Here is a 25,592-nt window from a genome sequence, read left to right on the forward strand (position 1 = left end):
GCCCGAGCCGGGCGAGTATCGAGGCCCTCCACCCCCGCGACCGCGGGGCAGACGTCGGGTCGCTGGTCTCGACGGTGACGTCGTCCCCTCCACCCCCGCGACCGCGGGGCAGACCCCACGTCGTAGGCCGCGGTGGTGCGCATCGTCCCTCCACCCCCGCGACCGCGGGGCAGACGTGGTGCCGGACCCGAGCGTGGACGTGCCGCCCCCTCCACCCCCGCGACCGCGGGGCAGACACGCGCCGTAGTCCGCGTACTTCTCGAACGACGCCTCCACCCCCGCGACCGCGGGGCAGACCCAAGGACGGCGGCCAACGGCGATTCGTCATGGCCTCCACCCCCGCGACCGCGGGGCAGACACGATCTACCGCGACGGGTCGGCGTACGCCGACCCTCCACCCCCGCGACCGCGGGGCAGACGGGTTTTTTCAAATCGTCTCAGATTGTGAAAAGCCTCCACCCCCGCGACCGCGGGGCAGACCGCACGGCGTACAGCGGGCGCCCGGCGGCGTCCCCTCCACCCCCGCGACCGCGGGGCAGACACTTCCTGACCTGCAACGACGCGCGACTGATGGCGCATTCTCATTCAGTTCGCGCGCCCACGGGTTCCAGCCCAAACGGACCTAGTTGAAGCGGGCCAGCGACCTCCCGATCAAGGAGCAAGGAGACGTGAGTGAGGCCGGGGTGGAACTCCACCCGCGGCGCGCGCATGTCCCTGGCCACGTCGTGCACAGTGACTTCCTGAAGCTCTGCCCCGTGCTGCGCGGCCAGACGCTGACACTCATCCAGGAGGCGCCCAGGCTCGGCCGGCACCGGAACCTGCGTGGTCCAGGCAGCAGACCGGCCCAGCACGCGCTGGAGCACCAGCTTCCGCACTGAGTTGAGGTTGTCTCGCCGCGGAGCCGTGACGCTGACGTGTCCCTCCCGCACCAGGCGCACCGCCTCGGGCCCCTGCCCCCGAACCAAGACCTCACGCAGGCCATGGGTCTCCAGCCCTCGATGGTTCTGCGTCACGAGAACTGGCACCGCAAGCACGTCGTCCGACAGCTGAGAACCAAGCGCCAGCAACGCTTCTGGCGCGGCGGCAGGTGTGAACCGGTACACGACGGCGTCGGCCCACCACCGCTGCACGTCGCCGAGTCGCGCCGTGGACCACGACTCAACCTCGACCGTCTCGGTGGCTGCACTCACCGCATAGGTCGCCATCGGGCGGGCGCCGAGCGAGGGGTGAAATCCCGGGCGACCAAACGCCCTGCGCTGCGCCTCACGCTTGTCGAGAGCGGCCAGCAAGCCCGAGGTAGCGACCCGCACCCGGCGGGAGCCCTGCTCCGCAGGCGACCACACTTCGCGCCCCTTCGACATGGCCGCTACGTCTGCGTGTTCGAGCACGTAAGCATCCACCACGGCGGGAGATGTCGGGCGCCCGAGGTAAGGGATCTCGGCCATCACCGCTTGCAGGCCTCCGAGCTCGGCTGGGTCCAACGGCACATCCGCGAAGACGTACGACACACACCCGTCCGCCACGGTCGTCCCACGGCGCGCGGGCTTGCTGATCGTGCCGGTGAGACCACCGCGTTCGATGCGTCCGGTCGACAGATCGAGGTCAGCATCAACGCGCACCCACGTGGTGACGTTGCCCGCGCGCTCTCCGCTGCGCGGCACCACCATCGTCGGAGGCGCCAGGCCGAACATGGCCCTGGCAACCTCGACCCCCTCGCCGCGGCCGTACGCCGTCGCCAGGGTGGCGCTCGCAAGCCGGGCTGGCGAGGGGGGCCACTCCGCCGACCCGCGTTCGTCGTGCGCTTGAAACTCACCGAGCGGGAAGCGGACGTCGACCACCAGGTCAGGCACCGCCGTCCGCCTCGACTAGCTCGCGGTCGGACTTCTCGAGAAGCTGGCCGAGGATCGACTTCGGCGGGATCGTGACCGTGACGGGACCCTCCCACCCAGCCCGCGAACCCAGCTCGCGAACCAGAGCCACCAGCTCCTCGCCGCTGGGGAGGCTCACCTCCTCGGCGTCGACGGCGTGCCGGACCAGCGTGGCCTTGGGGGCGTTCACGATGCGGAGCTCGGTTCCGGCTCGAAGCCGCGCGTCCTGCGCCGCGACTTCGCGAAGCAGCAAAGCCAGGGCCACCATGAGCGCGTTGGCGTCGGCGGCGTCCTGGTCGGCCCAGCCGAAACGTCGGAGCCCCGAGAAGGACAGGAACCAGTGGCCGACGATGGACTCATACGTCACGTCGACGGGTGCCTTCTCGATCGCGGTAGGCGGCATGGAGCCCAGCCCTAGTGCGCTCGGACCGACCTCGTCCTTGCTCCCGCCCTGCTTGGCCTGAGGCCCGAACAAGGTGTCCTGCTTCGCCGCCATCCGGTGCCGCCTGGCCACGCCAGTCGCGACGATCTCAGCCGTCACGATGCGAGCAGACCTCGCGTCGCTGTGCACCTTCGCGTAGCCCTCGAACGCGTCAGCGAGCTCCTTGCCGAAGACCTTGGTGTTGCGATCGAGCTTCTTCTGGCTGACCGTGTGCGAGTGCCACCACCCGAAGATCGGACTCGTCGGGAACCAGCGCACCAGCGCCCCAGCGTTGGATGTCGTGGCTTGCTGAATCTCCTGGAACGGAATGCCCGCTTCCTCCAGCTGCACCCGAGCGGCGCGCCACGTGGCGTCAGCCTGCCGATGCGACAGGCGGACCGAGGTGGTGAGCAAACCACCGTCCTCGTCGACGAACCTGACGAGCGGGTACCCGATGTCCTCGGCGACTGCCTCCACGGCCGCCTCCATGCGGGAGGCCTGCGATCCCCACGAATCGATCGTGACGGCCACCCTGCCGTCCGGGAGCGTGAACTCGCCCTGAACCACACGTCCGCCAGCCTGCATGGTGCCGGCCGGGGGCGTCACGGTCTCCCCGATCAGCGACTCGAATCCCGTGGTGAACTGCAGCCCTGCCACGTCACGGTCGGAGATCCAACCCTGGACGAGATCGACGTACTTCTGGGTCTTCATGCGTGCGCTCCTGCCAAGACGCTGGCCGCGGCGACCGGCACGACCATCCCCAAGCCGTACGCTCTGCCGCGCCCGATCCCGTTGGCCAGCACCTTCTTGGCCGCGTCCGCAGCCACGTCCGCAACGACGAACGACAGGTCTCGCACGGTGAACCGGACTCGACGCTCGCCCCGCACGCCGTAGCCGCGGGCCGCCGACCATGCGAGGTCTTCGACGTCGATCCCGTGCCGTGCGAGCAGGCCGGTTGCCCACGCCGCCATTTCCTCGTCGGTCACCGGTCTGACCCGGACCGCACCATCAACGGTGTTCCGCTTCTCTGCGGCCACGAGAGCGACGCAGCGCGTGCCCGACACCAGCGGCGGGGTCTCGATCGGTCGCCCTCCGGGCACTGTCGCCCCCGCACTGCGCACCCGAAGCCGCACGTCTCCCGGTTCACCCAGGGGATCTGATGGCAGGTCGACGCGAAACTGCGAGCCGGTGTCGATGCGGATTCCCGCTGACCGACCGTGCATGTCGGGGAGGAGCTTGCAGAACCAGCCGTGCGTGGCCTCCGGCTGTGCGACGGTCTTGAGCAGGTCGGTGGACAACGGGTAGTCGATGACGAGGTCGGTCATGACGATGAAACCCTTCTGATCGAGTCGAACCTGGATGCTTTGGTGCCGCCGCCGATCGACCGGACCGACGCGGTGAAGGTGGGCCACGACGCAGGATGGATGTCGTTGATCACAAGCTGCGCCACGGCAGATGCACCCATCGGCGCAGGGTTGAGGCTCCAGACGAGCCCAGCGCCACCTTCCGCGTCGAGGGTGCCGGGCAGGAGCTGGAGCACGCCCACGAGAGCCAACAGCTCCACGACAGGCACAGCCGCCGCCGACTCTGTCCCGAGGGTCAGCCGTGGGGATGTCTCCGCCACGGAGAACCTCAGGACCATCGAGTCGGTGATGAATCGGGGAGCGTCCCCATCGAGGAGGGCATGTACGTCGTCGAGCAGCAGCTGCCGTTGTTGCGCACGGTGCTGAGCCGAATCCTTTCCCCTCTTCGCGGGAGGCCACAGGTCTGCGCAGGACTTGCGGACGTAGCTGCGACCCGAAATGAGGATGAGAGCAGCCGACTTGACCTGCGGATCCGCCGGGATGACGGCACCGCCCTTGGTCCCGCCGACGTCCATCGTTCGCAGGACATCATCAAGGGCTGGGCTGTCCCACGACTGAGCGCACAGGTCAGCCAACGCGGACCACGCCGGTGTCGTAGACCGAAGGGTCGCCACGTCGGGCAGCGGGAAGTTCTCCGGAGCGGTGAGATTCTCCAGCTGGTCCACGACCGAGCGGGCAACATCACCCGCCTCCTTCTCGTGTGTGAGGGCGGGGGTCCCCGACTCTAGGAAAGAGAGCGTCCCGTCGGACAGGGCAGCGAGGCCGAGCGCGGCAAGGAACCCGGACGGGTGTCCACCGTCGAGCGCAGTCAGTTCCCACGTCGTCATGCCAACCTCCGGGAAGCCGCCCAGTCTGCGAGGCGCACGATCGCCTCGGCGAGCGCGAGCGAGTAGGGACCGTAGGTGCGCACGAGCTCGTTGAACTCGTCGACCCGGGTGGCCCACTCGTCCGTGGTGGGATCCTGCAGCGGCGGGGCGTCCGGGCCGTCGAGCAGCGGGCCGAACGGGCGGAACGACCCGTGGTGGGTCAGGATCAAGTGCCGGACCATCGCCGGATCGTGGGGGCTCACCTCACCCGCGGCCCTCGCCGCCTCGAACCGGGCGACGGAGTCGGCTTCGTGCCGCCACCCGTGCGGCACGCCGGACTGCCGCTGCACCCATCGCCAGTCGCGGCGAGCCAGCGCTGACTTTCCGACGTCGTTCGCCGACTCGTCCACGACGTAGGTCCCGTCGGGGCAGCGCCGGTGACGCAGGGCATGCTGAAAATTGTTGTTCCGTTTGCCCTCATCATGTCGAAGTGCCGCTAGGGCTAGGTCTTCGGTGAGCGCCTCTGGCAGCGCGAGCCGGGAGCACCATTCCCGCACCTGCTTCTCGACGTCACGCTGGTGCTCATCCAAGCCGTACGGCTCCGCCAGCACGACCTCGTCGGGGTCCGGCGAAACGGGTGTGACCTCGAACCAACCGGTCGAGTCGCCTAGCTCGTTCACCAGCTCGACCACCTCGACCTCGCCCTGGTATCGCGATTCGTCGGGCTTGGCAGTCAGCTCGAAGCGCCCGATGGCGTTCTCCGTCGTGGCGTCAGCCGGCGGCTGCCCGTCCACGAGATCCGCACCCGCTCCTTCGATTCCGAAGGCGTCTTGCTGCGGCGGGAACACGACGACCGAACCCGGACGGAGGCCAGCGGCCGGTGGCGACAGCTGCGGCACCCCGCTGGCGGGATCAATCAACAAGAACGGAATCCGGGCGCACAGTTCGCGGGCCAGAGCGATCGGGACGGTCCAGGTCTCGTCAGGGTCCGGCGGGTGCCGTTCCAAGTGAGCTACCAGTGGGTTGTCCGCCGCCGATGAAGGCTCTCCGGAGGCTCCATCCGGCCACAGCTTGGAGATGCCCACCGAGCGGCGGAAGGCGACGCTGACCTCCGCAGCGGGATCGTCCGGGAAGCGCAGCCACCGGCCGACCGGCGCTTCGTAAGGCGAGCGCCCAGTGGGCACGTACGAGTCGAAGACGAACCGCGGCAGCACGGCCGCTGCGCCTGGTGCCGCAGCGTGCTCTGGACTCTCGAGGACGCGGATGAGCGCGGAGACCGTCGTCGGCGCGGCCGCCAGAAGCGCCGAGCCCAAGTCAGCGGCGGCGGTTCCGTAGACAGGTTCAGGCTTCCCCTCGCCGACGATGATCCGCACCGAGCCGCCTGAACGGGAGCCCACTCGGTTCACTCGTCCGAGGCGCTGGGTGAGGGCCGCGGCCGATGCAATGGGCGTCAGCAGATGATCGAAGTCGAGGTCGGCTCCGACCTCGAGAGTCTGGGTCGCGACCACGATGAGCGCGTTCTCGTCCGGCCCCCGACGCCGTTCACCCGTTCTGACCGATGCCAGCCGACGAAGCACGCGCCTCTGAAACGTGTTCGGCATTCCGCCCACCAGCAGAACGATGTCCGCATCGCGGTGCCGTGAGCGCAGCGTGGAGGCAAGGGTCTTCGCCCGCTGCGGAGTGTTGGCGAAGACGAGGTACGACTGCCCCGGCTCGACGGTCAGACCCGAGACAGCTCGAGCCATCCCTTGGTCCCCCGTGCTGGCCTCCACGTGCTCAACCGCCACCGGCACTTCTGCGCGGCGGCGGATCCGGTCGCCGACCTCGGGCTGGGACCGGATCTCGGCCACGCGGTCGAACTGCAGCCCGGCGTCACCGGCACTGGGCGTGGCCGTCATGCGCATCACCCTGCGCTGAGGAATGGCCCCGCCCAGGCAGCCTTCGTCCTGCTGCTGGCGCTCGAGCACCTGCAGGGTCCGGTCCAACTGCCCCGAAAGGTGCGCCTCGTCGAGCACCAGCAGCGAGTCGGTGCCCAGCAGAGCCATGTCGATGGGACGGCGACCCACGGAGCCCACGTAGCTGCGCCCGAGCAGGGTCGAACCCACGAGGTCCACCGTGCCCACGACGATCCCTGGCGCCGCTGGATGCGCCGCGATCTGAGGGCGTACTGAGAGCCCACCGCGCAGAATCGACAGCGACACGAGCGGAGGTTCGGACTCAACGTGGGCCTCCGCGCTGTCGCCACCAAGTCGCAACGCATCGGCGACCGCAGCGACCGCGGGCGTCTCAGCGCGCTTGAGTTTGTCGATCCATCGCTCGGCGGAGGCGACGGTGTCGTCGACGACAACACGCCGATCGACCACCAGGACGTAACGCATCGGCACAGTGCGTTGCTGCCCTGAGGGGCGACCCAGATCTTGGGCCAACGCCCACAGCCAGGCGAGCAGCACCGATGTCTTCCCGTATCCAGTGGGCACCGTGAGCGTCCTGGGTGGGTCCCCCCGACGCAGCGCCTCGGCCACCTGCACCAGCCAGAGATACGGCCGGTGACCCGTCATCTCGAAGAAGAAGCCCTCGAAGGAACCCCGTTGGCTCGCCACGAGTGCGACGTTAGCGGTGAGCACCTTAGGAAAGATGGTTTTCAAACAGAACGTCCGCCATCGTCCCCATCCAGGGAGGGAAGCCACGCCGGGGGAACCTCGCTGCGGCCATGCATTCTCCGCCAGGCTGTCGAGCGTCGCAACGACCAGGAGACAGCGTTGGGCGCGGCGTTCGCACTCAACGCGGTGATCTCCAGGCGGCCAGCGCGAACGGCCCATATGCTTAGTTAATGACCGAATGGGTCCTGGACGGGAAATGGCATCGAGTCGACCCGGACATCGAGGGCCGGTCGCTCTGCGCTCGGAGGCTTACAGGTCGCCCACGGTCGATGGATGTCGTCGTCGAAGACGTGCGAGAGAACCAGACCTCGGTTTGCGGCACCTGCGACCGGATTCATGCCGATTGGACAGCAGACAAAAACACTTCTCCTCCGAAGTCCAAGACACGGCTTCAGCGGCTAACCCCGGAACAGTTGCGGATCTATCGAGAACGCGAGGAAGAGCAGGCGCGTCGAGCGACAATACGAGAGGCCGAGGCGAGCGACTCGCGGCCTAGATCTACATCGGTGCGAGCAGTTTCCGGAGGACTCCCCACGCTAGGAAGGCGCAGGAAATAGACGTCCTCGACCGAGCGCTTCGCTCTGAGTTAAGGATCAGGTGGGAGGCGCCGACCTTGGTCAATCCAGGCCATCGACTAGCCTTCCGGCACGCGAGGCCACTTTGCACAGATTCAGAGGAAATCTCCGAACGGTCCCAAAATTTGAACCAGTCACGAAACGTCGGGGCCAGACTCGAAAGTCTTCTTTGATACTGCTGATCTCGCCATCAGCCTCCAGCACGAGTCAATGCGCTAGACCGACACGTGCGACACCGACACCCATGCAGGCGCGACAGCCCCGGCACCTTGGGCTCCAGATCCAGCGACTCGCGCGGCTTTGGACGCTCGCGCCCCTCCTCGCCTAACCGCTACCTGCACTTGGGAGCGTGCCTCGAGGTAGTTCAACGCACGTTCTCCCGCAGCGGCTCGTGATCCGCCCCCTGTAGCGCAGACGATCCGACCGGTCGCGGCCACCAGAATTACGCGTACCACGGTTATGGAACATGGTCATTGTGCGAGATTGGTCGCACCCTGATAACGAACTAACCTCGGGCGTACGGTCAGAAGCTCTGCGCCATATTGGTGAAGCGGCTGTAGTGCCCCTGGAACGCCACCACGATCGTGTCGGTGGGGCCGTTACGGTGCTTGGCCACGATCAGGTCGGCCTCACCCGCACGCTCGGACTCCTTGTTGAAGGAGTCCTCTCGATGGAGCAGGATAACCATGTCGGCGTCCTGCTCGATGCTGTTGTGGGCGGCGATGCCGTTAGCGATGAAGTTGTGCGATCCGATCACGGTCGCGTCGTAGACCGCTTCGAGCCCGTCAAGCTCGACCGCCACGATCGCGTCCCAGAGAACGTCGTTGACCGCATCGAGATCGAGATCGGACTCGTCGAGCAGGGTCGCAACCGCTTCGAGTGCCGACCCGGAGTCCCCACCGTCCGACACCGCCGTGGCCAGCCCCCGGTGCAGCGCGGGGGTCACCGCAGCAGCGTCGCGGGTCGCGGTCTGCTCCCGGACGTGCTCCAGCAGGGCTAGCGCCGACTCGGTCAGCTCGCCGTGGCAGTAGACCTCTTGGAGGAAGCGACGCTGATCGTCAATCCCCTCCACGCAGAGCTGAAAACCGTTCTGATCAACCGTGACTCGCGTCGAGATCCCGAAGCGGAGCAGCAGCTGCGACACGTCGTGGAGCAGCCGTCGGGACTGCGCCTGCAGCGTCACGGTCCCCTCGCCAGCGAGCCAGGAAACACGACCATCGAGGCGCCACAGCGCGTCGATGAAGACAGCGATCTGGCGCTTGGGCATGTGGAACAGATCGGGGATCAGTTCACGATCAGCCTCCGGAACCATGTCCACACCAAGGGAGCAGCCGTACGCCGCGTGGCCATAGTTCGCGCGGTCGTACGGCGTCTTGCTCGACCAGAGCAGCGCCATGGTGCGCACCTGGGCGTCGTCGCCGAACTGTTCGTGCCGCTCCGGTGCAGGGACGTGACGCGGGACAGCGATCCGGTCGTCAACGCGCAGGTCACCCAGCTGCTTCCACCCGTCGTACGTCAGGAAGCGGTGGTTCTCCGTCGCACGCACGGTCTTGCCCGAGGCGAGCGTCATCCGGAAGACCGGCCGGGTGCCTGTCGAGAAGGCGTGCGTCAGCGGCCGGGCGACGTATCGCAGCGAGTCGTCCAGTGCCCAGACAGGCACATCGCGCGCGCCCGACTCGGCAAGCTCCCCGATCGTCACTTCCGCACCCGTGTCGGCACGCAGCAGCCGAGTGTCGGCAGTCAGGCAGCCCGATTCGCGAAGGTCGCTCATCTGCGGCCGCTTGTCCGTGCGCTGCTCGGGTCCACGGTTCAGCTGGCTGATCGCGATGACCGGGACGTCGATCTCCTTGGCCAACAGCTTGAGCGCACGGGAGAACTCCGAGACCTCCTGCTGACGCGACTCGACGCGCTTGCCCGAGGTCATGAGCTGCAGATAGTCGATGACCACCAGCTTGAGGTTGTTGGTCTGCTTGAGCCGGCGGCACTTCGCGCGGATCTCCATCAGCGACATGTTCGGAGAGTCGTCGATGAACAATGGCGCGTCGGAGACCCGGCCCATCGTCGCGGCCAGGCGCGTCCAGTCGGTGTCGCGCATCTGCCCCTTGCGCATGTGCTGCAGCTGGATCTCGGCCTCGGCCGACAGCAGACGCATGGTGATCTCGGACTTGCTCATCTCCAGGCTGAAGATGACCGCGGCCTGGTTGTGCTTGATCGCCGACGACCGCACGATGTCGAGTCCCAGGGTCGACTTGCCGACGGCAGGCCTCGCCGCCAGCACGATCATCTGCCCCGGGTGCAGGCCGTTCGTCAACGTGTCGAGATCGGTGAATCCCGTTGGCACACCGATCATCTCGCCCGAGGTCGACGACGCCGCCTCGATCTCGTCGGCGGTCGACTCGATGACCTCGCCGAGCCGGACGTAGTCCTCGCCGCCGCGCTTGTCGGCCACGGCATAGACCTCGGCCTGGGCCGCGTTGACCAGGTCCTCGACGTCGCCGCCGCCCTGGGCGTAGCCCATCTGCACGATGCGGGTGCCCGCGTCGACCAGGCGCCGCAGCACCGCCCGCTCGGCCACGATCTGGGCGTAGTAGCCCGCGTTGGCCGCGGTCGGCACGCCCTGGATCAGCTGGTGCAGGTATGCCGGCCCGCCCGCGCGACCCAGCTCGCCCCGCTTGTTGAGCTCGTCGGCGACGGTGATGGCGTCGGCCGGCTCGCCCCGGCCGTACAGATCCAGGATCGCGTCCCAGATGACCTCGTGCGCGGGGCGGTAGAAGTCGGTGCCCTTGACCGCCTCGACACAGTCGGCGATGGCGTCCTTGGACAGCAGCATCCCGCCCAGCACCGACTGTTCGGCACTGACGTCCTGCGGCGGGACGCGCTCGTCGGAGGGACCATCGCTCGGGGCGTCATAGGCCCCTTCGAGCTCGGCGATCGACACCCGAGATCCTCCTTCGCACCGGTCGGCTCAGCTCGCTGCTGACAGCAGAGATGAGACCACCCGGCACCGACAAGCAACACGTCCGCCCGACGTTAGGACGCGCCTCGGCGACACGCCCAACTGGCGGAGGGGAGTCGCGTCAAGGCCTGTGGACGACGCTGTGGAGAACTTGCGGACAAGTGGGCTCAGCCTGTGTGCAAGCGGTGGACAGCCCTGTGGACAAACCGCATCCCCGCACCCACGACAGGCCGTTGACCTGCAGAAACGTCGTCCACACACTGTGCACAGCAGAAAGTTACGCCTCCGTCGGCTGGCCCCGCGGTTGTCCACCGACGTGGCCCACCAACGGTTCTTGCACCAGCACCAATCCGATGCGGCGGCCGCTCCGAAACACTGGTCATGAACCGCCCGCTCGACCCGCCCGGGGCACCATGATCAGCCCCATGGAGCCCGGCCCCGATCGCGGACCGGGCCCCGCCGCGCCCGCCGGCGGGACCGAGTCCGCCGGCCCGACGGAGCCGGCCGACCTGGCCGGGCTGATCCGCCGCTGCGCCCGCGGCGACGAGGACGCCTTCGCCACGCTGTACGACGCCACCAGCCCGCGCGTCTACGGCCTGGCCCTGCGCGTGGTGCGCAACCCCGCCCACGCGGAGGAGGTCACCCAGGAGACCTACCTGGAGATCTGGCGCCACTCCGCCCGCTTCGACGCCGGCCGGGGCAGCGCCCTGTCCTGGCTGCTCACCCTCACCCACCGCCGCGCGGTCGACCGGGTGCGCAGCGTCGAGGCAGCCACCCGGCGCGACGACGACTACCAGCAACAGACCGAGCCACGGGCGTACGACACCACCGCCGAGCAGGCCCACCGCGGACTCGACGCCCAGCGCGTCCGCAAGGCCCTCGCCGGCCTGACCGAGACCCAGCGCCAGGCCGTGGAGCTGGCCTACTTCGGCGGCTACACGCACACCGAGGTCGCCCAGCTGCTCGACCTGCCGCTGGGCACCGCCAAGACCCGCATCCGCGATGGACTCATCCGGTTGCGCGACACGATGGGAGTCGAGCGATGAACGCCGCCGACACCTACCAGCTGCTCGGCGCCTATGCCGTCGACGCGCTCGACGACACCGAGCGCGCCGAGGTCGAGCGCTACCTCGAGGCCCACCCCGACGACCGCGCCGAGATGCACAGCCTGCGCGACGCCGCCGCCGACCTGAGCCTGCTCACCGAGACCGCGCCGCCCGCCCGGTTGCGCGCGTCCGTGCTGGACGAGGTACGCCGCACTCGCCCGCTCCCGCCCGAGGGCTCGGCGAGCGCGGACGTGGAGCCGACCGAGGACGTACGCCCGGAGCAGCCGCGCGACGAGCTCGCCGCTCGCCGTCGGCGCCGCGCCCCGTGGCTGCTCGGCGCCGCCGCGGCCGCCGCGGTCGCGATCGGCGGAGTGGGCGTCTGGTCGCCGTGGGACGACGCGCCCGGACCGACGCAGACCGCCATCAGCCAGATCACCGAGGCGCCCGACGCGCAGGAGTACACCCTGCGCATGGACGGCGGGTCGGTCACGATCTACCGCTCGGAGTCGCAGTCGCGCGCCGCGCTCCGCTCGACCACCCTGCCCAACGCCCCCGAGGGCCGCGCCTACCAGATGTGGCTGCAGCACGCCGACGGGTCGATGGTGTCGGCCGGGCTGGTGCCGCGCGCGTCCGACGGCACCGTCACGATGATGCTCAGCGGCGACGTCGCCCAGGCGGTCGGCGCCGGGATGACCGTCGAACCCGCAGGCGGGTCAAGGCAACCCACGAGCGAGCCGCTCGGGATCGTCGAGTTCCGATGACCGAACCGCGGTATGCCGTCGTCGGCTCGGGAGTCAGCGGCCTCGTCGCCGCCTACGTGCTGTCCGGCGCCGGCCCGGTCACGATCTACGAGGCCGACGCGCGCCCCGGCGGCCACGCCCACACCCACGACGTCACGCTTCCCGGCGGCCAGGTCGTGCCCGTCGACAGCGGGTTCATCGTGCACAACGACCGCACCTATCCGACGCTGTGCCGGCTGTTCTCCGAGCTCGACGTCGCCACCCAGCCGACCGACATGAGCATGTCCGTCAGCGGCGGGCCACGGCGCTGGCAGTACGCCGGCGGCCAGGGCGCGCGCGGCATCCTCGGCGACCCGCGCACGGCGGCGAGCCCGGCGTACTGGCGGATGCTGGGTGAGGTCCGGCGCTTCCACCGCGCGGCGCGAAACCTGTTGGCAGACACCGGGAGTGGTCTCGATACGGGCTCCGCTGGCGCTCCGCCCTACTCGACCAGCACGGACGTCACCATCGGTGAGTGGGCCGGGGGCCTGGGGTTCAGCGACACCTTCCACCAGATGTTCCTGCGCCCGCTGGTGGCCGCCGTGTGGTCGTGCGACACCGCAGACGCGCTGCGCTACCCCGCCCGCAGCCTGCTCACCTTCCTCGAGCACCACGGCATGCTCACCGTCACCGGGTCGCCGACGTGGCGCACGGTCGTGGGCGGCTCGCGATCCTATGTCGACCGAGTCCTCAAGAACGTCAGTGAGATTCGGCTGTCCAGCCCCGTGCGCGAGGTCCGCCGCACCGACGACGGCGTCGAGGTCACCGACCCCCACGGCACGAGGACGTACGCCGGTGTCGTCATCGCCGCGCACCCGCACCAGGCCCTGCGCATGCTCCACCGGCCGGACGCCCTCGAGGACGCCGTGCTGTCGGCGATCACCTACTCCACCAACCCCGCCCAGCTGCACACCGACACGAGCCTGCTGCCGACCCGGCGCCGCGTGCGGGCGTCGTGGAACTACCGGCTCCCCGACGACGAGCAGCAGGGCGTGCTGGTGTCCTACGACCTCACCCGCCTGATGCGCCTGCCGCGGGGCGACGAGCAGCGAGTCCTGGTGACGCTCAACGGATCTCACCGCGTCGACCCCAGCACGGTCATCGCCGAGATGACCTACGAGCACCCGCTCTACACCGCCGAGGCGGTCGCTGCGCAGCGCCTCCTGCCGCAGCTGTCCGACGACCGCATCGCTTTCGCCGGCGCCTACCACGGGTGGGGGTTCCACGAGGACGGCGCGGCCAGCGGCCTGGCCGCCGCCCGACGTCTCGGGGTGAGCTGGTGACCGCGCTCTACCGCACCCGGGTCGCTCACCACCGCGGCACGCCGCTGCGGCACTCGTTCCGCCACTCCTCCACCGCCTGGCTCGTCGACCTCGCCCGGCTCGGCGGGCGTACGACCCCGCCCGACCTGCCGCGCTGGCTCCGCCCGGTCGTGCAGTTCCGTGCCTCCGACCACCTCGGCGACCCCGAGTCCCGTTGGTACGACAACGTGCTCGCCTTCGCGGACACGCAGGGCGTCGACCTCTCCGGGCAGCAGGTGCTGGCGCTGACGACGCCGCGCAGCCTCGGTCACGCCTTCAACCCGATCACCGTCTACTGGTGCCTCGACGGCGAGCACCTCACCTGCGCGATCGCCGAGGTGCACAACACCTACGGCGAGCGGCACGCCTACCTCGTGCGGCCCGACGAGGAGTCGCGGGCCGAGACCGACAAGGAGCTCTACGTCTCGCCGTTCAACGACGTCTCCGGTCGCTACACGCTCTCGCTCCCGCTGCCCGGCGACACGTTCGACGTGCGAGTCACGTTGCACCGCAACGGTTTCACCCCGTTCGTGGCCACCTGGGACGGCGAGCGAGTGCCTGCGCCCGACGTGCTGCGCACCGCGCTGACCAGCGCCCTCGCGCCGCGCCTGGTCGCGGCCCGCATCCGGGTGCACGGCATCCGGTTGTGGGCGCGGGGCCTGCCCATCGTCCACCGACCGCACCACACCCCCCAGGAGTCGGTATGACCGCGTTCGACGCCACCCTCAGCCCGCTGCGCCCCGACGACGGCCCGATCGACGCCACCCGATGGCCCGACGTCGCCCACGCCCCGTCCACGCTCCGCGCCCGGCTCGCCCGCCCCGTCGCGGAGCGGATCTTTCTGCGCGCCGTCGACCGCATGCCGATCCGGGTGCTGCTGCCCGACGGTCACGCCGTCGGTGGCGGCGCGGCCACCCTCGGCGCGCCGACGATGGTGGTGCACGACGCGGAGCGGCTGCTGCGGCGCCTCGGCGACAGCGGCCTCATCGGCTTCGGCGAGAGCTACTGCGCCGGCGAGTGGGACAGCCCCGACCTCGCGCCGCTCATCGCGGCGTTTGCCGACGCCATCGACGAGCTGGTGCCGGCGCCGCTCGCCCGGCTGCGCGCGGCCTACCTCGCGCGGCAGCCGCACACCGACCGGCAGACCACCGACAACTCGCGCAGCAACGTCGAGCGGCACTACGACCTGTCCAACGAGATGTTCGCGCTGTTCCTCGACGAGACGATGAGCTACTCCGCGGCCCTGTTCGACCCGCCCCCGACGTACGACGCCCACACCCACCCCCAGCCCCTCGCCGAGGCGCAGCGCGCCAAGATCGACCGGCTGCTCGACCAGGCCGGCGTCGGCGAGGGCACCCGGGTGCTCGAGATCGGTTCTGGTTGGGGCGAGCTCGCGCTGCGCGCCGCGCAGCGCGGCGCCCACGTCGACACCATCACGCTGTCCTCGGAGCAGCTCGACCTCACCCGCGACAAGGTCCGCGACGGAGGGGTCGGCGACCGCGTCGAGGCGCGGCTGCTCGACTACCGCGAGGTCACCGGCAGCTACGACGCGGTCGTCTCGGTCGAGATGATCGAGGCCGTCGGTCTCGACTTCCTCGACACCTACTTCGCGACGATCCAGCGGGTGCTGCGGCCCGGCGGCCGCGCCGCGATCCAGGCGATCACCATGCCGCACCACCGCGTCGACCTGACGCGTGGCGGATACACCTGGATCCACAAGTACATCTTCCCCGGCGGCGCCCTCGCCTCCCGCGAGCTGCTGCTCGAGGAGGCCGGCCGCGCGGGGCTGAGCACCGTCGACACCCTCAGCATGGGCAGCAGCTACGCACTGACCCTGCGGCAGTGGCGCCAGGAGTTCGACGAGCAGCGAGATGCGTTGTGCGAGCTGGGTTTCGACCACACCTTCCAACGCATGTGGCGGTTCTACCTCGGCTACTCCGAGGGCGGATTCCGCTCCGGATACCTCGACGTGCACCAGCTGACCTTCGAGGCGGGCGCGTGAGACGTCCGACCAGCGCACCCGCCCGTCCCGTCGCACCGGCCCTCGTCGCGCTCCTCGAGGACGCCCTCGGCGCCCCGCCACCGGTGCGCATCGTCGCCTGGGACGGCTCCAGCGCCGGCCCCGACATCGGCGCGCCCACCGTGACGCTGCACTCGCCGCGGGCGCTGCAGCGCCTCGTGCGCCACCCGGGCGAGCTCGGCGCCGCCCAGGCCTACGTCACCGGTGAGCTGTCGATCGACTGGCCGGTCGAGCGAGCGCTGCGACACGTCTGGGAGCAGGCGCGGCGCCGCCCCACCCGCCGGATCCGCCTGTCCCCCAGCATGATTCGTGACGCGGTCGGCATCCTGCGCGCCGCCGATGCCTTCGGGCGGCCGCCGGCACCGCCCGCGACCCAGATCGCGGTGACCGGCCGCCTGCACTCCCGCCGCCGCGACGCCGCGGTCATCCACCACCACTACGACATCCCGACCGACTTCTACGAGCTGATCCTCGACGACGCCATGGCCTACTCCTGCGGCTACGTCACCGGGGCGAGCCTCGATGCCCACGAGACACCGGCGTACACGCTGGAGGACGCGCAGGGCGACAAGCTCGACCTGGTCTGCCGCAAGCTCGGCCTCGACCAGCGGCCCGGCATGCGGCTGCTCGACGTCGGGTGCGGCTGGGGCGCGCTCAGCCTGCACGCCGCCGAGCACTACGACGCCCGGGTCACCGGCGTGACGATCGCCCGCGAGCAGCAGCAGTTCGTCGAGAAGCGCGCCGCCGACCGCGGGCTCACCGACCGGGTCACGATCCGGCTGCAGGACTACCGCGACGTCGCCGACCGGCCGTACGACGCCGTCGCCTCGCTCGAGATGGGCGAGCACGCCGGCGACCGCGGCTACCCCGCGTTCGTCGAGACCCTGCGCCGCAACGCCGCGCCGCACGCGCGCATCCTCGTGCAGCAGATGACCCGGCGCGGCAAGCACCCCGGCGGCGGCCCGTTCATCGAGGCGTTCATCGCGCCCGACATGACGATGCGGCCGGTCGGCGAGACCGTCGAGCTGCTCGAGCGCGGCGGCCTCGAGGTGCGCGACGTGCACGCGCTGCGCGAGCACTACGTCTGGACCGTGCGCGCCTGGCAGGGCCGGTTCGTCGCCGCGCGCGAGGAGCTCGTGCGCCTCGTCGGCGAAGAGGTCGTGCGCGTCTGGGAGCTCTACCTCGCCGGCGGGCTGCTGGCCTTCGAGGAGGGGCGCATGGGCGTCGACCAGATCCTCGCGGTGCCCGCGACCGGCGCGCCCGCCACCGTCCCCGCCGTGCGGCCCGCGACCTGGAGCGACCCCCGTGGGTGACTTCGCTGCACTGTCGCTGCTCAGTCTCGCGCTGGTGCTCGCCCTCCAGCTCCTGACGTACGCCATCAGCCGCCGGGCCGGCCGGCTCTCCGTCGTCGACGTGACCTGGGGCATCGGCCTCGCCCTGGTCGCACTGCTCGCCGCAGCGGTCGGCACCGGCGACGCCACCCGCCGGACGCTGCTCGCCGTCATCGTCGTCGTCTGGGGCTCCCGGCTCGCCTGGCACATCCACCGCAGGTCGCGCGGCAAGGGCGAGGACCCGCGGTACGCCCGGCTCGCCGAGGGCCGCTCCCCCGCCTCGATCTTCGTCCGGGTCTTCCTCACCCAGGGCCTGGCGCAGTGGTTCGTCTCGCTGCCGATCCAGGTCTCCGCCAGCACCGGACCACCGCGCGGATTCAGCCTCGCCCTGGTGGTTCTCGGCGTCGTCGTCTCCGTCGTTGGCATGACGATCGAGGCGGTCGCCGACCGGCAGCTGGCCGCGTTCAAGGCCGACCCGGCCAACCGCGGCACGATCATGGACCGCGGCGTGTGGGGCTGGTCGCGCCACCCCAACTACTTCGGCGACTCGTGCGTGTGGGTCGGCGTCTACCTCGTCGCGTGCGCCGTGTGGCCGGGCGTGCTGACCGTGCTCTCGCCCGCGGCGATGGTGTGGTTCCTCGTCGTCGCGACGGGCGCCCGGCTGCTCGAGCGGCACATGGCCGACCGCCCGGGATACGCCGACTACCAGCGGCGCACGAGCTTCTTCGTCCCGCTCCCGCCGAAGAAGGGTTGACCTCAAGTCAACTTGAACTTCTAGCGTCGCCTGGGTGACCGCCACTCAGCCCGCACCGGCCGCGCCGCCCACCGACGCGCCCACCTCGATCTTCGACCCCACCCTGCGTTCGGTGACGATCGGCCTTCTCGCGCTCGTCTTCCTCGGCGCGTTCGAGGCCCTCGCCCTCACCACCGTCATGCCCGCGATCGCCGCCGACCTCGACGGAACCGCCTGGTACGCCATGGCTTTCACCGTCACCATGGGCTCCGGCATCGCGACGCTCGCCTTCGCCGGCGCCCTCGCCGACCGGCGCGGACCCGCCCTCCCGCTCGGCCTCGGCGTCGCCCTGCAGGCCGCCGGACTCGTCGGAGCCGCTCTGGCCCCCACGATGACCGCGTTCCTGCTCGCGCGCGTGCTGCAGGGCGTCGGCGCCGGCCTCGCCGTGGTCGCGCTGTACGTCGTCGCCAACCGCGCCTTCCCCGCCGCCCTGCACACCAAGATCTTCGCTGCGTTCGCGACAGCCTGGCTGCTGCCGAGCATGGTCGGCCCGCTCGCGGCCGGCACCATCGAGCAGCTGTGGGGCTGGCGCTGGGTGTTCGGCGCCGCGCTGGTCGTGCTGGCCCTCGCCACCGTCGCCCTGCGACCCGTGCTGCTGCCGAGAACCGTTGCCGCGCCGTCTGATCCGAGCGATGCGCTCGGGGACCTGAGCAGCGCGCCCGGGACAGGCGTACCTCCCTGGCCGCGGCGCGCCATCGCCGTCTCGGTGCTGCTCGCGGTGCTCGTGATCGCGGTCAACGCGGTGGCCGAGACACCCGGAGCCTGGCGCCTGCTCGGAGTGCTCGGGCTCATCGCCGTGCTCGTCGCGCTGCGACCCCTGGTGCCGGTCGGCACGCTCCGCGCCCGCGCCGGCCTGCCCGCACCGATCGCGATGCGCGGTCTGGCGTTCGCGGCGTTCGCCGGCGCCGAGATCTACGTCCCGCGGCTGCTCGTGGAGGAGCGCCACCTCACACCGACCCAGGCCGGGCTCGCACTCAGCCTGGCCGGGGTCGCGTGGTGCCTGGCCTCCGGTGCCCAGGGCCGGTGGGAGCAGCGCCTGCCGCTGCGCCCGACGCTGACGACCGGGGCCGCGCTGATCGCGACGGGGACCGCGAGCGCGGTCGGCGTGGCGACGCTCGACCTGCCGTGGTGGGTGCTCATGGCCGGCTGGACGCTGGTCGGCACGGGCATGGGCACGATCTATCCGCGCCTCACGACCGTGGCGCTCGGCCAAGCCCCGGCCGGTCAGGACGGCTTCGTCTCCTCAGCCCTGCAGACCGTCGACAACGTCGGTGCCGCAGCCGCGCTCGCCGCCTCGGCCATCGTCTTCGCGACGGTCGGCGCGGTCTCGGTGACCGCGGGCTACGCCGCCTGCTTCCTGCTCAGCACCGCAGCCGCCACCCTCGCGCTCCTGGTGACCACGCGCGTACGCCCGGGCCCCAACCCACATGAAACCGGGTCACACGCGTCTGACCCTGATTGATCGGGGTCAAACGCACCTAACCCGGTTTCATGACCGCGGGGCCGGTCCCACGCGCGGCCTGAGCGGCACCGGGCGCGGGCGCGGTCAGGCGTCGTCGACCGGTGGTTGCTGGGTCTGCGGGCGGTCGCCGCGGCGGCGCAGCACCGTGACGACGTAGTCGGTGCCCGGGGCGTACGGCGCCAGCTCGTAGGAGGCGAACCGCTGCTCCACCTCGAGCCCGGCCGCCTCGGCGTCGGCGACGAACTCGTCGGGGTCGTACGTCCGCGAGCCCGCCGGCCCGGCCTGGGTGTGGAAGCCGACCAGCAGCCGCCCGCCCGGCGCCAGCAGCGCCCGCAGCCGCGCGAGCACCGCCCGCTCGGTGCCCTCGGCCAGCAGGATCATGACGTTGCCGACGCAGACGACGAGGTCGTACGCCGTCGGATAGCCCGCCTCGTGCAGCAGCTCCGGCGCGAGGTCGTCGAGCCGGGCCTGCAGCACCGGGAGCTCGGGATAGGTGCGGCGCGACTGCTCCACCAGCTCGGCGTCGAGGTCGACCCCGATGACGCGGTGCCCCCGCCGCTGCAGCGCCGCCCCGACCCGACCCATGCCGGAGCCGGCGTCCAGCACCGTCGCCGCGCGCGGCGCCAGCACGTCCGCGAGCCGCGCCTCACCCTCGATGTCGTGCCCGTCGCGCAGCAGCCGCGCGAACCGCTCGCCGTAACCCCGGTTGCCCGGGCCCCCCATCTCCCAGCGCGTCGGACGGGCCGGACTGGTCGGGCGAGGTGCGGTCACACCCTCCAGGATGGCGTACGCCCGCCGCACCCCCTCCCGGACCTCCGCCTGACCGTGCGCCCCGCCGCCCGAGACCGCACCGAGAACCGACTCGGCCCCTCCGGCGTCGCTTCGCCAGAGGGGCCGAAAGGCCTGTGCGCAGGTGGTCTGCCGGGGTCAGCCGTTCTGGCTGGTGGCGTAGACACCCACGGGGTAGGACGTGCCGCGCTCGACGGTGCGCGGGACCTGGATCGACACGTAGTTGCTGCAGCCCACGATGCCGAAGTGCAGGTGCGGCCCGGTCGAGTTGCCGGTGTTGCCCGAGCGGCCGACCTGCTGACCCTGGCTGACCGACTGACCCGCACGCACCGAGATCGAGCTCATGTGGTTGTACTGCGTGCAGTTGCCCGACGCGTCGCGCAGCAGCACCGCGTTGCCGCCGCCGTAGACGTCCCAGCCGGCCTTGTAGACCGTGCCGGAGCGGGCCGCGACCACGCTGGTGCCGGTCGGCATCGCGAAGTCGATGGCGTACTGGTCGTAGCGGCCGTCGTGGCTGAAGCTGCCCTGGGGACCCTGCGAGATGCGGGCCGAGGTGCCGGCCGGGAACGGCAGCTTGTAGAGCGCGTTGGGGTCGGCCGGGGCGCTGCCGCCACCGGTGCTCGGGCCGCTGCCGCCACCGGTGCCGCACGGGAAGCCACCCAGCGAGCTCCAGGTCGCGGGGCCGACGACGCCGTCGACCAGCAGGCCCTTGCTGCTCTGGTAGGACTTCACGGCCGACAGGGTCTGCGGACCGAAGCTGCCGTCGACCGAGATGCGCAGCCGCTCCTGCAGGGTGCGCACCAGCGAGCCGGTGGAGCCGTAGCGCACGACCGTGACCGTGCAGTTGTTGGGGGCGGGCTCGGGCTCGCTCGGGGTGGGGCCGGGGAAGCCGCCGAGCGACTCCCACGTCTTCGGGCCGACGATGCCGTCGACCTCGAGGCCCTTGCGCTCCTGGTAGGCCTTGACCGCGCGCAGCGTGATCGGGCCGAAGCTGCCGTCGACGGCGATGCCGCCGAGGCGCGACTGGAGGGTCTTCACCAGCGACCCGGTCGCGCCGTAGCGCAGCACCACCAGGGTGCTGCCGGTCATCGGGGCGGCGGGCAGCGTGGTGGCCGCCTGCGGGACGGCCGCGGCCGCCGGGGCCGTCACCGCGGCCGGGGCGACACCGGGGGCCGCGGTGGCCGAACCGGCCATCGCGACGCCGCTGATCGAGGCGGGGACGGACAGCGCGGCGCCGGTGGCGAGCGCGGTGCCGCGGCGACCCGCGACGGCGGGAACGGCGCGGGCGGCGAGGCTGGGCTGCGCCTTGAGGTGGCGCGGGGCGGGACGTCGGCTCATCTGACCCTCCGTGGACGGCTGCGGCGAGCCGACGTCGGCCAGCGGCCGGCGGCACGAGCAGCGCGTGTGCACAGGGCACCCGGCGTGCTCGGCGAGCACCGGCGATCGGTCGGTCGTGGTCGTGCTCGTCATCTGTATTCCTCCTACGGTGCCGCAGTGAGAGGGGGAGCGGCGGGGGTCAGTTACGGGCTGTGGAAAGGCCGCCCGCGAGCGAGCGGCCTGTGGACAGGGGTCAGACGAGGCGGATCGCCTTCACGGGCGAGACCCACATCTTGTGGATCGAGATCTGGGTGCCCGGCTTCGCGGAGTCGATGATCATCCCGTTGCCGGCGTAGATCGCGACATGGCTCACCGGCGAGTAGAAGAACACCAGGTCCCCGACGCGCAGGTCGTTCAGCGAGACGCCCGAGCGGAACTGCGACTGCTGCAGCGAGGTGCGCGGGAGGTTCACGCCGACCTGGCGGTAGACGTACTGCGTGAAGCCCGAGCAGTCGAAGCCGGCCGGGGTCGAGCCGCCGTAGACGTACCACGTGCCGAGGTACTTCTTGGCGATGTCGAGCACGTCCTGGCCGTTGTAACTGGCACCCGGCTCGGGCTCGGGCGCCGGCTCGCTCGGGGCGCTGGGGTCGGGAGCGGGGGTCGGGTCGGGCGTGTCGCACGGGTAGCCGCCCAGCGAGCGCCAAGTGATCGGGCCGACGATGCCGTCGACCTCCAGGCCCTTGCGCGACTGGTACGCCTTCACCGCCGACAGCGTGGCCGGCCCGAAGTCTCCGTCGGCCGTGATGCCCAGGCGCGACTGCGCGACCTTGACCATCTCGCCGAACGAGCCGTAGCGCAGGACGTAGCTGCTGCAGGTCTCCGGCGGGGCCGGGGTGGGGCTCGGGGCCGGCGCGGTGCCGGGGAAGCCGCCGAGCGCGGCCCAGGTCAGCGGACCGACGTAACCGTCGACCTCCAGGCCCTTGCGCTCCTGGAACGCCTTGACCGCGCGCAGGGTGATCGGGCCGAAGCTGCCGTCGGCGGTGATGCCGAGGCGCGACTGGAGCGTCTTCACGAGCGACCCGGTGGAGCCGTAGTGCAGCACCACGACCGAGGTCGGCGACTGCGGCAGGGTGACGGGGGCCTGCGGGAGTGCGCTCGGTACGCCCGGGGCCGCCTGCGGCGTGACGGGCGCGGCCACGGCGGTCGGGGCGAGCCCGGCGAGCGAACCGGGGACGGCCACCGCTGCGCCGGCGGCCAGGACGGCAGCGCGACGAAGGGTGACCTGCTGTCGGAGGGTGGCGCGTGCCGGGCGTTGACGCAGGTGCTGCGGTGCGGCGGTAGGCATCCGGTCGGGGGCCTTTCGGACGGGACCATCGCGGTCGTCGGACGTGCGGGTCGTGCGCGGGCGCGGTGCTCGGTGCTCGGTGCCAGAGCCAGTCCCCCGACGGTTCGGGCACGGCGGACAGCATGCCGGACCTGCGACGGGTGTGAAAAGAAGAAACGGATGTGACTCGGTGTGTCTGATTGACAACTGGGGCCAGAGTGCTCGAATCCGAACATTCCGCGGAATCCCGCGGTTCCGCGGCATTCCGGGGGCTGCCGCTGCACGACACATCTGTAACTTCGAACACCATGCCGAAGGGTGTAGCGATAGCACCCTGTCTCATATTCTGAGACCCCTAGGATGGGTGGGTGGTGAAGGCGCAGCGATCCCGGGCCGTTCCGGACGACGCACCCGCCGCTCCCGGCGACGCCAGGGCCCGCCCGCACCGGGCCATCGCCCGGCTGGCGGTCCCCGCGTTCCTCACCCTCGTCGCCGAGCCGCTGTTCCTGCTCGCCGACTCCGCCATCGTCGGCCACCTCGGCACCGCCCAGCTCGCCGGTCTCGGCGTCGCGAGCGCCGCGCTGCTCACCGCGGCCAACATCTTCGTCTTCCTCGCCTACGGCACCACGAGCCTGGTCGCGCGTCAGCTCGGCGCCGGCCGGCCCGACGCAGCGCTCTCGGCGGGACTCGACGGCGTCTGGCTGGCGGCCGGGCTCGGCCTCGTCAGCGGCGCGCTGACCGCCGCCTTCGCCCGACCGATCTGTGCCCTGTTCGGGGCGAGCGCCGCAGCGCTCGACCATGCGACGACGTACCTGCGCATCTCGGCCATCGGCATCCCGGCGATGCTCGTGCTGCTGGCCACCACGGGCGTGCTGCGCGGCTTCCAGGACACCCGCACGCCGCTGGTCGCCGCCACCCTTGGTTTCACGGCGAACATCGTGCTCAACCTGGTGCTGGTCTACCCCGCGGGCCTGGGCATCGCGGGCTCGGCGCTCGGCACGGTGATCGCCCAGACCGGCATGGCCGGCGGACTGCTGTGGGTCGTGCTGCGCAAGGCGCGCACCAGCGCGGCGGCGCTGCGTCCGCACCCGGGTCGCGTGCTGCGCGCGGCGCTCGGCGGGATGCCGCTGCTGGTGCGCACGCTCGCGCTCCGGGCCGCCATGCTGCTCACCACCTGGGTCGCGGCCGGGCTCGGTGACGTGCCGCTCGCGGCGCACCAGGTCGCCCTGACCGTCTTCGGTTTCCTCGCCTTCGCGCTCGACGCACTGGCGATCGCCGGGCAGGCGCTGACCGGGGCATCGCTCGGCGCCGGTGACGTCGAGGGCACTCGCGCGGCGACCCGGGTGATGCTGTGGTGGGGCTGGTGGGGCGGCGTCGCCCTCGGCCTGCTGGTGCTGGCCGTGCACCGGGTGCTTCCGGCGCTGTTCACCCCCGACCCGGCCGTGCGCGACGCCCTCGCCGTCGCGCTGCTCGTGCTGGCCATCGGACAGCCGATCGCGGGCCTGGTGTTCGTGCTGGACGGGGTGCTCATCGGCGCCGGCGACGGCCTCGCGCTCGCGGTGGTGCAGGTCGGCGTGCTGGTCGCCTACCTGCCGGTGCTGCTCGCGGTGCGCGCCAACGCCCCCGACGACGCCGTCGCCGCCCTGCAGCTGCTGTGGTGGTCGTTCACGGCGTTCATGGCCTTCCGGCTCGTCGCGCTGTGGCTGCGCGCCCGCACCGACCGCTGGCTGGTCACCGGCGCCGCCTGACCGCCCGTACGTCCGCCGCACCTGCCGTACGCCAGCTGCCGACGGCGTACGCCTTCCGCAGATCGTTCACCGGTGCACGAAATGAGCAGGGGTCACCCCAGGATCCCGGGGGTCGCCGCCGCAGATCGTTCACCAGTGCACGAAATGCGGAGGAGGTGCCCTGACTGCGCCCGGAGACACCGACGGGGTGGCCGCACCTCATCGGTGCGGCCACCCCGTGGGTTACAAGAACTACCGCGCCGGGACGACGTTCAGGTTCACCGTCGCGACGACCTCGGGGTGCAGGCGCACCTCGACCTGGGCCGGGCCGGTGGACCGGATCGGCTGGGTCACGACGATCGCGCGGCGGTCGATCGTGCCGGCGCCTGCGGCGGCGACGGCGTCAGCGATCTCGGCGGTGGTGACGGCGCCGAAGAGGCGACCGCTCTCGCCCGCGCGGGCGCTGAGGTTGATCGTGGCGGCCTCGACGTTGCCCTTGAGCTGCTGGGCGTCCTCGAGGGACTTGACCGCGCGGGTCTCGCGGGCGCGGCTGATCGCCTCGACCTGCTTCTGGCCGCCCTTGGTCCACGGCGTGGCCAGGTTGCGGGGCAGCAGGTAGTTGCGGGCGTAGCCGTCCTTGACGTCGACGACGTCACCGGCGGTGCCCAGCTTGGACACCTCGTGGGTGAGAATGACCTTCACTTCGGATCTCCTTCCGCGAAGGCTCAGCGAGCCGAGCTGGAGTAGGGAAGCAGCGCCATCTCGCGGGCGTTCTTGACCGCGGTGGCGATCAGCCGCTGCTCCTGGACGGACACACCGGTCACCCGGCGAGCGCGGATCTTGCCGCGGTCGGAGATGAACTTGCGCAGCAGCGCGGTGTCCTTGTAGTCGATGTTCTCGACCTTCGCCGCCTTCAGCGGGTTGGCCTTCTTCTTGGGCTTGCGCACAACGGGCTTGGCCATCGTGGTGCTCTCCTTAGGTTGCGGGGAGCCCGAGCGGTGCTCGGGATGGGTGTTCGGTTGTTCTCGGTTGTTGGTCTCGATACGCCTCGCC

The 25,592-nt window shown here is 70.9% G+C and carries 20 protein-coding genes and 1 CRISPR repeat array (1 of these 21 only partly in view); of the genes, 9 read left to right on the top strand and 11 right to left on the bottom strand.

The features are described 5' to 3' along the window. A CRISPR array of direct repeats spans positions 1-541; the repeat unit is 28 nt; unit sequence CCTCCACCCCCGCGACCGCGGGGCAGAC; it begins 1,072 nt to the left of the window's first position. A gap of 40 nt (positions 542-581) precedes the next feature. The 6 genes from csb2 to dnaB form a co-directional block, all read right to left on the bottom strand. Then, positions 582-1,850 (bottom strand): type I-G CRISPR-associated protein Csb2, encoded by a 1,269-nt coding sequence (csb2, locus tag FB554_RS14525; RefSeq protein WP_142007106.1) that lies wholly within the window; start codon positions 1,848-1,850, stop codon positions 582-584. After that, positions 1,843-3,000: a type I-G CRISPR-associated RAMP protein Csb1/Cas7g gene (gene cas7g, locus FB554_RS14530; RefSeq protein ID WP_170206898.1), complete on the bottom strand. Its 1,158-nt coding sequence runs from the start codon at positions 2,998-3,000 to the stop codon at positions 1,843-1,845. The genes csb2 and cas7g overlap by 8 nt, the downstream gene beginning before the upstream one ends. Then, positions 2,997-3,614, bottom strand: a complete 618-nt coding sequence (locus FB554_RS17245; protein WP_170206899.1) for a type I-E CRISPR-associated protein Cas6/Cse3/CasE — start codon at positions 3,612-3,614, stop codon at positions 2,997-2,999. The genes cas7g and FB554_RS17245 overlap by 4 nt, the downstream gene beginning before the upstream one ends. After that, positions 3,611-4,480 carry a hypothetical protein gene (locus FB554_RS14535; protein ID WP_142007108.1) on the bottom strand — a complete coding sequence of 290 codons (870 nt, stop codon included), beginning with the start codon at positions 4,478-4,480 and terminating at the stop codon, positions 3,611-3,613. Before FB554_RS14535 ends, FB554_RS17245 begins: the two co-directional genes overlap by 4 nt. Next, positions 4,477-7,059 carry a type I-G CRISPR-associated helicase/endonuclease Cas3g gene (gene cas3g / locus FB554_RS14540; RefSeq protein ID WP_170206901.1) on the bottom strand — a complete coding sequence of 861 codons (2,583 nt, stop codon included), beginning with the start codon at positions 7,057-7,059 and terminating at the stop codon, positions 4,477-4,479. Before cas3g ends, FB554_RS14535 begins: the two co-directional genes overlap by 4 nt. 1,158 nt (positions 7,060-8,217) lie before the next feature. Continuing rightward, positions 8,218-10,632 (bottom strand): replicative DNA helicase, encoded by a 2,415-nt coding sequence (dnaB, locus tag FB554_RS14545; protein WP_142007110.1) that lies wholly within the window; start codon positions 10,630-10,632, stop codon positions 8,218-8,220. A 443-nt stretch (positions 10,633-11,075) separates the two neighbouring features. On the opposite strand from dnaB, the gene sigK reads away from it, so the two are divergent. From sigK to FB554_RS14585, 8 genes are read left to right on the top strand one after another with little or no spacing between them, the layout of a single operon-like run. After that, positions 11,076-11,696 (top strand): ECF RNA polymerase sigma factor SigK, encoded by a 621-nt coding sequence (gene sigK / locus FB554_RS14550; protein WP_142007111.1) that lies wholly within the window; start codon positions 11,076-11,078, stop codon positions 11,694-11,696. Beyond that, positions 11,693-12,457, top strand: coding sequence for an anti-sigma factor (locus FB554_RS14555; RefSeq protein ID WP_142007112.1), 765 nt, complete (start codon positions 11,693-11,695; stop codon positions 12,455-12,457). Before sigK ends, FB554_RS14555 begins: the two co-directional genes overlap by 4 nt. Next, a complete protein-coding gene (locus FB554_RS14560) occupies positions 12,454-13,758 on the top strand; it encodes an NAD(P)/FAD-dependent oxidoreductase (protein ID WP_142007113.1) in 1,305 nt (434 codons plus the stop codon). The genes FB554_RS14555 and FB554_RS14560 overlap by 4 nt, the downstream gene beginning before the upstream one ends. After that, positions 13,755-14,483 (top strand): DUF1365 domain-containing protein, encoded by a 729-nt coding sequence (locus tag FB554_RS14565; protein WP_338070572.1) that lies wholly within the window; start codon positions 13,755-13,757, stop codon positions 14,481-14,483. The genes FB554_RS14560 and FB554_RS14565 overlap by 4 nt, the downstream gene beginning before the upstream one ends. Then, positions 14,480-15,778, top strand: a complete 1,299-nt coding sequence (locus FB554_RS14570) for an SAM-dependent methyltransferase (protein WP_142007114.1) — start codon at positions 14,480-14,482, stop codon at positions 15,776-15,778. Before FB554_RS14565 ends, FB554_RS14570 begins: the two co-directional genes overlap by 4 nt. Then, positions 15,775-17,109: an SAM-dependent methyltransferase gene (locus FB554_RS14575; protein ID WP_142007115.1), complete on the top strand. Its 1,335-nt coding sequence runs from the start codon at positions 15,775-15,777 to the stop codon at positions 17,107-17,109. Before FB554_RS14570 ends, FB554_RS14575 begins: the two co-directional genes overlap by 4 nt. Next, on the top strand, positions 17,102-17,881 hold the full coding sequence (locus FB554_RS14580; protein ID WP_142007116.1) for a DUF1295 domain-containing protein: 780 nt from the start codon (positions 17,102-17,104) through the stop codon (positions 17,879-17,881). The genes FB554_RS14575 and FB554_RS14580 overlap by 8 nt, the downstream gene beginning before the upstream one ends. Before the next feature lie 34 nt (positions 17,882-17,915). Further along, positions 17,916-19,382, top strand: coding sequence for an MFS transporter (locus tag FB554_RS14585; protein WP_142007117.1), 1,467 nt, complete (start codon positions 17,916-17,918; stop codon positions 19,380-19,382). 84 nt (positions 19,383-19,466) lie between these two features. Here the strand turns inward: FB554_RS14585 and FB554_RS14590 are convergent, their stop codons facing one another. The 3 genes from FB554_RS14590 to FB554_RS14600 form a co-directional block, all read right to left on the bottom strand. Further along, positions 19,467-20,153: a class I SAM-dependent DNA methyltransferase gene (locus tag FB554_RS14590; RefSeq protein WP_236022160.1), complete on the bottom strand. Its 687-nt coding sequence runs from the start codon at positions 20,151-20,153 to the stop codon at positions 19,467-19,469. A 156-nt stretch (positions 20,154-20,309) separates the two neighbouring features. Beyond that, complete coding sequence (locus FB554_RS14595) at positions 20,310-21,641, bottom strand: peptidoglycan DD-metalloendopeptidase family protein (protein ID WP_142007118.1); 1,332 nt, start codon at positions 21,639-21,641, stop codon at positions 20,310-20,312. Positions 21,642-21,741: 100 nt separating this feature from the next. After that, a complete protein-coding gene (locus tag FB554_RS14600) occupies positions 21,742-22,728 on the bottom strand; it encodes a C40 family peptidase (RefSeq protein WP_211344614.1) in 987 nt (328 codons plus the stop codon). Between the two features lie 455 nt (positions 22,729-23,183). Here FB554_RS14600 and FB554_RS14605 point away from each other — a divergent pair, with 455 nt between their 5' ends. Continuing rightward, positions 23,184-24,560 carry an MATE family efflux transporter gene (locus FB554_RS14605; protein ID WP_420809468.1) on the top strand — a complete coding sequence of 459 codons (1,377 nt, stop codon included), beginning with the start codon at positions 23,184-23,186 and terminating at the stop codon, positions 24,558-24,560. Between the two features lie 231 nt (positions 24,561-24,791). Here FB554_RS14605 and rplI read toward each other — a convergent pair whose 3' ends face one another. Together rplI and rpsR are read right to left on the bottom strand one after the other, a co-directional pair. Next, positions 24,792-25,241, bottom strand: a complete 450-nt coding sequence (rplI, locus tag FB554_RS14610; protein WP_142007120.1) for a 50S ribosomal protein L9 — start codon at positions 25,239-25,241, stop codon at positions 24,792-24,794. A gap of 23 nt (positions 25,242-25,264) precedes the next feature. Continuing rightward, complete coding sequence (gene rpsR, locus FB554_RS14615) at positions 25,265-25,501, bottom strand: 30S ribosomal protein S18 (RefSeq protein WP_013494395.1); 237 nt, start codon at positions 25,499-25,501, stop codon at positions 25,265-25,267. Positions 25,502-25,592 lie beyond the last annotated feature (91 nt).

The sequence above is a fragment of the Barrientosiimonas humi genome (assembly GCF_006716095.1).
GTDB lineage: Bacteria > Actinomycetota > Actinomycetes > Actinomycetales > Dermatophilaceae > Barrientosiimonas > Barrientosiimonas humi.